The following is a 9,963-nucleotide window of genomic DNA, read 5'->3' as shown; positions in this document are numbered from 1 at the left end:
TTTGCTTCTAGTCAATTATGTTCCAATTGTGAATACAAAAACAAAGACGTTAAAAATCTAACCATTCGTGAGTGGGATTGTCCTTCTTGTGGCACACATCACGATAGAGATCGAAATGCAGCGCTCAATCTAAGAAACGAAGCAATTCGTCTCTTAACCGTAGGAACTACGGGGATAGCCTATTGAATTAGAAACCGTTAGGTTTCTGTACTTAGGAATCTCCCACTTCAAACAGTCCGTAAGGATGTTAAGTGGTGAGTAGTTCAATATGTAAATAAGAGTACCCTCCATTAGGTACTCTTCAAGAATAAGTATGGCGCTCCAAGTCTCACCTCATATAATAACTTGTCCCACGATTTTATCATATGTTTGTCTTTTTAGAATGTTCACTGGTTTAATGTGTAATTTCTATTAATAAGTTATTAAGCGCCTTCTCTACCTGCTGCACCTTCCATTTACTCGTATTCCTTGAATCACGTAACTCAGGAAACAAACTGATTCCTTCTTGCTCCACTTCATTACTGAATCGCATCTTGAGTGCTCTATATTCCTTTAATACGCTTATTACTTCCTTTTGTACTTTCTTATCATCGATAGCTGGTAAGAAAGTTAATTGCCTTTCTAAGTTGGAATTCCCCTATTTCTGAATTTGTAATTTTAACATTATATAAGGTACGTGAAATTTTAATATTTAACTACTGAATAAAGAAACAGTGTGCATTAACATAGCCCCCACCCCACTATTGCGAATTGTTCCGCTATCCATAAAATAAAGTATTAGACTAGAAAGTGAATATACGTAAACGTAAAAATTCCGCCTATTACCGTTGGTCAGCTTTCTTAGGTCTTGCATAAAGGATACTAAGTGCAATGAATAAAAATGGTGACAAAATTGCAAGTGATAGACTTGGGATAGACCCTTCATAAAACCAGTATTGAATCATTGGCATATCCCAGTATGAAACTTTTAAAACCGCAACTGTATTTTCCCCCGATGTTTCATTTAGTGTTGTACCTATAACTTTTCCGTATACAGTAAACTCTCCGATATAAGCTGGATCATCAACATGATGGAACGGTGTGTCACCTTCAAGCTCAATGTCCGTAGATTTTACATTAGGGTATGTATCTTTAATTTTTTCTTTTAATATAGCTAAATCACTCTTACTTATTTTTTGAGGTGCTCCCGTAGTGGCTTGTGCGTATACGTGCAATTTTATGTCATCTTTTTGGATAGCTGACCTACCTACTATTCTATTTGGAGAAAATATAAGAAGTATAACATGCAAAATAAAAAACATTACAAAGACTTTAGAACATTTTTCTAATTTGTTCATTCATCACACCACCAATACATATTAATAACATTATAATATGCATTAGGTAATTAATTCCACATAGAAACATTTGTTGGTTTGAAATAAAGTTATTTAAAAACAAATAATGTTGTTTAATTTTAAATACCCCCATTTAAACTAACGAGGTAGGAGTTTAAGAAACACTGTTAATATATAATAAAACAGATAGTCATTGAAGCTAATAAATATATTTTTAGGAGTGTGCAAAATGAGTGGTCCCGATATAAAAAGTGTTTTCCCCATGAAAAATATCAGAAGCCTATGCTTTTTAAAGAATGTAGTGATTAATCCAAATATTGAAATTGGGGATTACACGTATTATGACGATCATAATAATCCTTTAGATTTTGAAAAAAATGTCCTTTATCATTTTGACTTTATAGGGGATAAACTAAAAATCGGAAAGTTTTGTGCTATTGCATCCAATGTCAAATTTATCATGAATGGTGCGAATCATAATACAAATTCTTTTACAACGTTTCCTTTTGGGGCATTTGGTGGAGATTGGGAAGTCGGTTTAGAGAATTTAAGTGGTGGATTCAAAGGTGATACAGTTATAGGAAATGATGTTTGGATAGGTTATAATGCTACCATTATGCCTGGTGTTAAGATAGATGATGGAGCTATAATAGCCACAAATTCTGTTGTAACTAAAGATGTTCCGCCTTATTCAATTGTAGGAGGAAATCCAGCTAAATTAATACGTTATAGATTTGACGAGGAAACAATTGATATTCTCAATATCATTAAGTGGTGGGACTGGGATATTGAAAAAATAACTGAATTCATTCCCGTTTTAACAAGCAATAATACGAGTGCTTTAAAGGAACTGATAAAGTCATAATAAAAACTGTTAACCAAATAGTAATGAATTTGAAATTTATTTCTTTTATCTATTGTTTTGCACCTAGCCGATACCTCTAGTTGCATAAGGGCTATTTTTAAACATCTTTATTGTGACTGATTTTGAGGGAGTTAGTAGAGATAGAAAAAAATTAAATAACTATTGTAAACACCCTTCGATTATTCGGACGGTGTTTACTGTGTTTATAGCTTAGAAATTAAATAGCTATATTATCATTTAACATTAGACACATTTAATCAATTACCTGTGCGTTAAGGGGTACCCCCCATCACCATCAAGCTAAGAAAAGCAAATACCCCAAAACGAAAAAATTGACATCTCCAGGAGAAAATGTACATTTTTTTGTTTTGGGGCTTTATAAAATTGTTAAGTTGATGGCTGTGTGGCACTATCCTATGCCCATCAAGCTAAGATTTTGAGAAACCTCCCATAACAAAAATTTTACCTTTTCACAGTTATTCATAAGAGTTCGGCTCATTTTTTCTTTTTTTGAGCCTATATTTTTCTTAAGTTGATGGGTATGTGTCACTCCCCCTATTGAGGGGGCTAAATTAATGGATTTTGCTACTGCGGATGCCGAGTTTAAGAATATCCAATTTTTGGACCCAATCTATTAAACATCAATATCTCATCCCTTAAAAGGTTTGTGTTAACAAAAATCACATCTATTTGGATCCCTTAAGGTTCTGATGAGATGTGGATTCAGTGTTACAGATGAAGACAGCGTTTTTTCCAATGCACGTAGATAAGATTTAGATGAATTTGTTCTCACTCTAAGCAATTAGTATGAGGAGAGCTTCTTCTGTTTTAGGGGGCTATTCTACAATATAAGTGCAGCATCACCTCTGCATAACGATCTTCCATTATCGGGCGCATTTCTTAAAAAAGTATTACGTCTTTATTAAGAATCGAAAACCATGAGTGATTTCAATAGCAGCTGTCTCCATGGGAGGATAGACCTCGATAACGATGTGGGAAACTAAGACATCAATGTTGTAGTCATTATTTTTAGGAAAAAACAAGTCTAGAGTTCCCTTTTTTATAGGAAGCTCGGGCATTCAACCCACTGATAAATGGAAACCCAAAGGGCATACTAAGATTATATTTAAAATGGGAGGATATAAATTTGAGTACAATAGAGAATGCATTATCTATCTTCGCCTTAGGCGGCTTGAATGAAATCGGGAAAAATATGTATGCAATCGAATATTCAAACGATATCGTGATTATCGACTGTGGCAATAAGTTTCCAGATGAAAGTTTTTTAGGAATTGATTTGATTATCCCTGATATAGCTTACTTAGTAGAAAATAAAGATAAAGTCAGGGCTTTACTTGTCACACATGGACATGAAGATCATATCGGGGGGATCCCGTTCTTCTTAAAAAAATTGAATGTACCCGTTTATGCCACACGCTTCACACTAGGATTAATTGAAATCAAATTAAAAGAACATAAACTTTTAAGAGAAAGTGAACTTATTGAAATCAACTCAAACTCAAACTTGACAATCGGAGAAATGAATGTAAGCTTTTTCAAAGTGACCCATAGTATTCCTGATTGCTTGGGAATAGTCTTTCACACTCCAGAGGGTAATATTGTACATACGGGGGACTTCAAGTTCGATTTAACCCCTGCGAATACTGAGAATTCGGATATTCATAAAATGGCTGCAATCGGCAAAGAAGGGGTCTTACTTCTATTGTCTGAGAGTACCAATGCAGAACGTCCTGGTTTGACCCCATCGGAACAAATGGTAGGCGAACATGTGGAAACAACTTTCATGAAAGCCAAACGCAAAGTTATTGTTTCTACCTTTGCTTCAAATATTAGTCGCGTTCAGCAAGTCGTGAATGCAGCACAAAAAACAAATCGAAAAATTGCGTTGCTTGGACGAAGTATGGTTAATGTCGTAGCGGTTGCTATGGAACGTGGTTATTTAACAGTTCCAGATGGAATGTTAATTGACCCACATGAAATAAATGAAATGCCTCCTGAAAGGGTGGCCATTTTATGCACGGGGAGTCAAGGAGAACCAATGGCTGCTCTTGCTCGCCTGTCCACTGGAAACTTTCGCGATGTCGACATTTTACCTGAAGATACGGTTATATTTGCAGCAGGTCCAATACCCGGGAATGAACGAAATATCACGAGTATTGTAGACAACTTATTCGCACTTGGAGCCAACGTGATTTATGGATCAGGAAGTACATCCGGAATGCATGTTTCTGGCCATGGTTATCAAGAAGATTTAAAATTAATGCTTACATTAATGAAACCAAAATATTTTATTCCCATTCACGGTGAATTTAGAATGCTACACCATCACCGTTTGTTAGGTGAATCCGTTGGAGTAGAGCAAGGAAACACGTTTATCATCAATAATGGCGATGTCGTCGATATTGAACATACCATTGCCCGCCAGACCCGGAAAATACCGGTTGGGAATACCTACGTAGACGGGGGGGATATCGATAATATTGGGGAATTTGTGTTACGAGACCGTAAACAACTTTCAGAGGATGGGATGCTCATGATTGTTTTAACTATGAGCAAAGCGGAAGGAAAACTGATTTCTGAACCCGATACCCTTTCTCGTGGATTTGTGGATAGAGATTTCTCGGAACTCCGAAGTGAAGTTAATCGACTTACTATAAAAACTGTTAACGAGCTACAAGAAGCAAATAGAAACCAATGGACTGTAATGAAAAAACAAATAAAAAAATCAATACGACAATATGTATATACACATACTAAGAAAAAGCCAATGATTGTTCCTATACTTATTGAAATTTAATTGGGGGAAAGTTTAAAAAAATGAATTAATTAATCTTCAACAATTGGGCGCAATTCTCTAATAAGAATTGTGCTCTTTCTTTTGTATTGGGTCATTTAATGGCATAAGAATCCCAATATGTTGCTTTGAAATTGTATAGAGATAAAAAGCTCTTTAATTTTATCTTCAGAAAGGCAATAACCTCCCATCAACAATATGATGGGAGGTTATTAAAGTTATTTAAAATTTGTTTTTTTGTTTAATGGTTTCGATTTTTGCAAATAATAATGTTGTTTAATTTGAGAAGCGAATATTAAAAACATACCCCTTCTTGATTGCTACTTTACAATTAAATCCTCGTAGTCATATCGAGGGTCTAATACAATGTCACCATCTTTCTTTTTGACGACACGGACTTTACTACCAAATTCTGCTTCATTATAAGTCTCTGTTCTTACCCATACATCTTCGTATTTACCGTCTACGAATATTTCTAGTGTGGGGTGTGTAAAGATGATTTTCTCTTTCTCTACATGCCTACCTACGATTTGTGCTTCCATCGGTTTACCTTCATCTACCAGTACCGCATTTTGAAACCCCTCAATGATAGGTAAAACAATAAACACGATAAAGATAAGTCCAAATACGATTACTTTCTTTTTCGTACTCCATTTCTGTTTTTCTTTCTGTTTCGCTTTCTCTTCTGCTTGTTCTTGCTCTATTTCTAGCATTATTTCTTCTAATTCTTCTAGTTCTTCACCTAGTGACTCTAAGTTTTCATCACTTTCTACTATCTCGTATACATTTTCTTTAACCATACGAACTTGATGTTTGTTTTCTTTTATTTCTTCTAACTCTACCTTTGATACATCAAACTCATGATAAACTTCTCCGTCTTTGTCAACAACTCGAATATGAATGTTTCTCCTATTAAACATCTGAACTACCCCTTTGAGAATAACTTCTTTCTTAACTATAAAAATACCGGAATATCCCCATTTTCATCATACAGGATAAAAAGTATAAGTTCTAATTAATACCATTTTTTTAATCATCTATTTTATTTTTGAAATGACTTTATTATTCGTGACATAAAAACGCCCCCTTAGATAAACAGATTTTTATTTTTTATCTGTCTACCTAAGGGGGAGCATATCAAGGTTAATCAAAATGGATTCTTCGTGTTTGGATGAACATTTTACTTTATAAAAAAGTTTGATTAAAACTTATATAGAAGTCTCATTTATAGATACATAAAATATTTTATACTGTACGCTCTTTAAAAAAGTTAGACGCAATGCAACAAGCTATTCCAGCAATAAGAACACTAAATGATAATACTCTATTTGTATTTTCAAACCGTATAATATCTGTAATCACATTAAGCATAATTAGTCCCCAAACAAATAAAATCGGCCCCCAAAAAAGTAATATTTTCCCTAACAATGAACGTTTTCTCATAACCCTCACCTTTCCTATATATGTAAATTTTATCATAGTTTTAATTATTAATTAATGGTTTTGGGATAGTTTTTCAAATGTTGATTAGATTATTTTATCAAGATCTAAATCTAAAAAACTTTAAAAGATAAGGGATACAACATATTATACATAGCTAAAATGTTATATCCTTCTTCTGGCATCTTAGAGCATTTACCTGATAAAGGGTTACAACCAAGCGGATTTACAACGTTAAGGATATTCCATTATTAAAAACTCCAATCTCTCAGTGATATAAATGAGAAATTGGGATTTAATTATTCAACAATTGCATCCAATTGTTAAAGCACATCCATTTTTCGCAAACGTTTTACAAACCTATAACCAGTTATTTCGTAACCAAGGAATTTATATAGTTCGTGTGCCTTTACCCTCTTTTCACTTTTTCCACTTAGAAGATAAATAAAATCAGATCCTCTTTTCAAAGACCATTCTTCCACATATTTAATCAATGCTTTCGCAATACCTTGACCGCGATATTCTTTCTTTGTAACTAGCGATGTTATTTGAATCTTTTCATCGTTGTTTGTGTACGTTGTATGAATTGTTATTCCTATCATCCCTACTAAGTTATTATCATTTATTGCAACAAAGGTGTAGTAATTTGGATTGGATTCGATACGTTCCATTCTTACTTTCATTTCATCTAATGAACTAGGATAACCTAAATCTGGCATTAAATCTGTTAATTGTTTGATGTCATCAGAATTATATTTTCTTATCTCCACCATGAGCCCCTCCATATTTTTCTCTAATTGTATCATCTTATATTCTGCCTACATCAAGAAACAAATACTTTTTCCTATTACCATCAAGTGTTTCATTAAAAAAATGTTTTAGACTATAGAAAAAGTATTAGACTGTTAAAAAATAGTTGTAGACTGATTTGATGTTTTCTTTACATGAAAGCATTTTTTGCTAACATAAAATCAAAATATCGAAAGACCTTTAAAAGTCCCTTCAGTACTTCTTATCAAGACCTAAATTATAAAAATCACTAAAAATAAAGAAAAGCACATATTATACATGACTAATATATGCTCTCCTTTTATTCCATTAAAGCGCCCGATTGTGGAAAATCACCAAGCTTCTATTAGCTAGTGAGTTGAAAAAGAATTTGTTCCACAACTCTTAAGTGATGATACTTAAACATTAAATTTTCCTCCTGCAATCCCTTTAAAGCCGTCAATCTCCGTCTTTTAAATTCCCTGACCATTGCTATACCTAAGCCAAACAAATATACCACCTCTAGCAAAATAATTAACATATCATATTCAAGAAAGTTTAATTAGCTAATAGCATATGTTTTATTGAAAGGGTGTGATTGAATTATGGATCGGCCGAAATGGGGCATCGGAGCATTAGTATTCGTTGGCTGCATGTTTCTTGGTGGAGGAGTGGGATCTTCGTTAGGAAGTTCCCAAATTGGATGGCTGATAGGAATGGGTGTTGGATTTCTTGGGATGGCTTTAACGAGACTGATTAGAAAATAACAGAACAGGTGTTCTCACTCCGGTAAATAAGGCTATATGCATTTAAGTAATTACTTACATACTAGCCCTGTAACATGTAGTAATCGTACTCATACAAAGCCACTCTTTAACAGAAAGTGGCTATTTTTGTTTTCGGCTCTGCTAAATTAAAAGAGCCGATGTTTTGCCTAACTTCCGCTCTTTTAATTTAGTAGCAGGGTTTTTAAGAATAAAGCCTTCATCATGTGTCCATCTAAAAAGTGATTTGATGCAACGAACTCGGTGTCCTAAACTAGATGGCTTTAAGTGTTCTCCTGCTTCAATTAAGTAAACCTTTAGTTTTTCTGTAGTAAATTCACTCATGTTAATGTCACCGAAATAACGTAATAAAAATTTATATTGAAAATAATATGTTTTTAAAGTCAGAGGTGAATATCCCTCAATTTTTTATCTAATTGATACTGTTCCCAGGACTCAGATAATAACATTATTCTTCACGCTGCCATTCTATAAATCAATTAATCTAGTATTATGTTCAAGGAGAGTCTCTTTTATACGCTAGTCATTCAACAATCGTAGAAAACAAAAAATTACTTAACCATGAGAACACTTGAAATACAAGAAAAAGACGCTTTCTCTATAAAAGAATAGCGCCCTTTTGTAGAGGAATATTGATTTATTTTGGTGAAAAAAAGCAACATTTAGGTTCCTTATGACATTTTTCTAATATAAGTTGTAATATTGCCTAAACAACAACTACCTTGTGGATTGTTTACTTCACAACCACATCGGTTTTCTTTTATGTTTTCGCGAATATGCTCTACTGGATTAGGAATAAGTCCATTTTCCACATATTGTTTAATTTTTTCTTTTGTCCAATCAAAACAATAACAAATTGGTGTAGTTGCTGAGTCATCTTTTTGATGTACAGCTACCTTTATGTCAGATACAAAGTATTTTTTATTATTCGTATCAAAATAGACTACATCACAATCTTCGTTTGAACAAAAGTAGTGATTTTCTTTAGCATTTAATGTTTCTAATGCAGATGGTTTAAGCAATGATTTTAGTGTAATCAACTTTACATTCTTAGCTTTATTTTTACATGTTGGACAATGACCATTATTTTCAATTTTTATTCCTTTAAGGTTACTACAACAATCTTCCATTATTCTTCCACCTTTACAATTTATTATTATAAATATTCTTCTGCTTTCTTTTCTGAGTCCATTAAAGTTTCGATAATAGGACATTCGTAAATATCTTTGTTTTCGGGACATCTTTCTTTAAGGTCTATCAACATTTGTTTAATTTTTTTAAGGTCTTGAATTTTACGTTAGATGTCCTCTAATTTAAGAACAGTGAAATCATATATGTCACAGCACTTTGCTTCATTGCGATCGACAACCCCTAGCAATTTGTCAATTTCATTTAAGGTAAACCCCAATTCCTGCGTCCGTTTTATGAAATTCAAACGATCGACCATTTGTAGGGAATACATTCGGTATCCTTTTTCAGTACGATTAGGCTCTGGAATTAAGCCTAATCGTTCATAGTATCGAATGGTCTCCTTGTTAACGCCACACTTTTCAGCCAGTTCTCCAATACGATATTGCATCTATCTCACCTCATATAAAGTATAAACCCTGTACCATAGTACAGGGTCAAAGGAAGTATTATTTACTATATTTTCGATATACTTTCTTAAAATAAATACACAGGCTATACAAAATGCGGTACATCAAGAGTTAGCCATTACGATTGGCCTAGATTACTCTTTTGTAAATAACCGAGTAGATGCCCAAAAAGAAATTATCTCTATTGAACTTGTAGTCCCCCATTTTCGTATGGATGGGTACTTAGTAAGGACAAGCATCCATCACAAATTTTAACGAATTTACCGAAAGAATTCTCCTTCCTCGAGCGTGTGAAAGGCGCTAGCCCAACGGTAGGTGGGAGATGAATTTCGGTTTGGCATAGTCAAACTCTTTT

The 9,963-nt window shown here is 33.6% G+C and carries 10 protein-coding genes and 2 pseudogenes; 4 read left to right on the top strand and 8 right to left on the bottom strand.

Annotation, left to right across the window (positions count from 1 at the left end; translation table 11 throughout):
• A partial coding sequence (locus BAU28_RS28165) for a zinc ribbon domain-containing protein (protein WP_083595022.1) occupies positions 1 to 186 on the top strand: 186 nt, incomplete at its 5' end.
• A 220-nt stretch (positions 187 to 406) separates the two neighbouring features.
• Here the strand turns inward: BAU28_RS28165 and BAU28_RS28160 are convergent.
• Positions 407 to 595, bottom strand: a pseudogene (locus tag BAU28_RS28160) (ArpU family transcriptional regulator); the annotation flags it as partial.
• 226 nt (positions 596 to 821) lie between these two features.
• Positions 822 to 1,337, bottom strand: a complete 516-nt coding sequence (locus tag BAU28_RS28155) for a transposase (RefSeq protein WP_071721264.1) — start codon at positions 1,335 to 1,337, stop codon at positions 822 to 824.
• 229 nt (positions 1,338 to 1,566) lie between these two features.
• Here BAU28_RS28155 and BAU28_RS28150 point away from each other — a divergent pair, with 229 nt between their 5' ends.
• Positions 1,567 to 2,202, top strand: a complete 636-nt coding sequence (locus BAU28_RS28150; protein ID WP_071721262.1) for a CatB-related O-acetyltransferase — start codon at positions 1,567 to 1,569, stop codon at positions 2,200 to 2,202.
• Between the two features lie 1,147 nt (positions 2,203 to 3,349).
• Positions 3,350 to 5,020: a ribonuclease J gene (locus tag BAU28_RS28140; RefSeq protein WP_071721258.1), complete on the top strand. Its 1,671-nt coding sequence runs from the start codon at positions 3,350 to 3,352 to the stop codon at positions 5,018 to 5,020.
• Positions 5,021 to 5,337: 317 nt separating this feature from the next.
• On the opposite strand, the gene BAU28_RS28135 is transcribed toward BAU28_RS28140, so the two are convergent.
• The 3 genes from BAU28_RS28135 to BAU28_RS28125 form a co-directional block, all read right to left on the bottom strand.
• The gene (locus BAU28_RS28135; RefSeq protein ID WP_071721257.1) at positions 5,338 to 5,937 is read right to left on the bottom strand and encodes a hypothetical protein; all 600 of its coding nucleotides are present in this window, start codon (positions 5,935 to 5,937) and stop codon (positions 5,338 to 5,340) included.
• Between the two features lie 325 nt (positions 5,938 to 6,262).
• A complete protein-coding gene (locus BAU28_RS28130; RefSeq protein ID WP_071721255.1) occupies positions 6,263 to 6,460 on the bottom strand; it encodes a hypothetical protein in 198 nt (65 codons plus the stop codon).
• Between the two features lie 320 nt (positions 6,461 to 6,780).
• Positions 6,781 to 7,242, bottom strand: a complete 462-nt coding sequence (locus BAU28_RS28125) for a GNAT family N-acetyltransferase (protein ID WP_083595020.1) — start codon at positions 7,240 to 7,242, stop codon at positions 6,781 to 6,783.
• Positions 7,243 to 7,830: 588 nt separating this feature from the next.
• Here BAU28_RS28125 and BAU28_RS30625 point away from each other — a divergent pair.
• On the top strand, positions 7,831 to 7,992 hold the full coding sequence (locus BAU28_RS30625; RefSeq protein WP_165615201.1) for a hypothetical protein: 162 nt from the start codon (positions 7,831 to 7,833) through the stop codon (positions 7,990 to 7,992).
• A gap of 141 nt (positions 7,993 to 8,133) precedes the next feature.
• Here BAU28_RS30625 and BAU28_RS31205 read toward each other — a convergent pair whose 3' ends face one another.
• The 3 genes and pseudogenes from BAU28_RS31205 to merR1 form a co-directional block, all read right to left on the bottom strand.
• The gene (locus BAU28_RS31205; protein WP_025149698.1) at positions 8,134 to 8,334 is read right to left on the bottom strand and encodes a site-specific integrase; all 201 of its coding nucleotides are present in this window, start codon (positions 8,332 to 8,334) and stop codon (positions 8,134 to 8,136) included.
• A 347-nt stretch (positions 8,335 to 8,681) separates the two neighbouring features.
• Entirely contained in the window at positions 8,682 to 9,140 is a 459-nt protein-coding gene (locus BAU28_RS28115) for a putative iron-sulfur cluster-binding metallochaperone (protein ID WP_025149697.1), read from the bottom strand.
• Positions 9,141 to 9,166: 26 nt separating this feature from the next.
• Positions 9,167 to 9,589 (bottom strand): annotated as a pseudogene (merR1, locus tag BAU28_RS28110) (mercury resistance transcriptional regulator MerR1).
• Between the last annotated feature and the right edge of the window lie 374 nt (positions 9,590 to 9,963).

Source organism: Bacillus paramycoides (genome assembly GCF_001884235.1).
Taxonomy (GTDB): Bacteria; Bacillota; Bacilli; order Bacillales; family Bacillaceae_G; genus Bacillus_A; species Bacillus_A paramycoides.
Note: the sequence above shows the minus strand (reverse complement) of the source record. Positions and strands in the feature narration are given on the sequence as shown.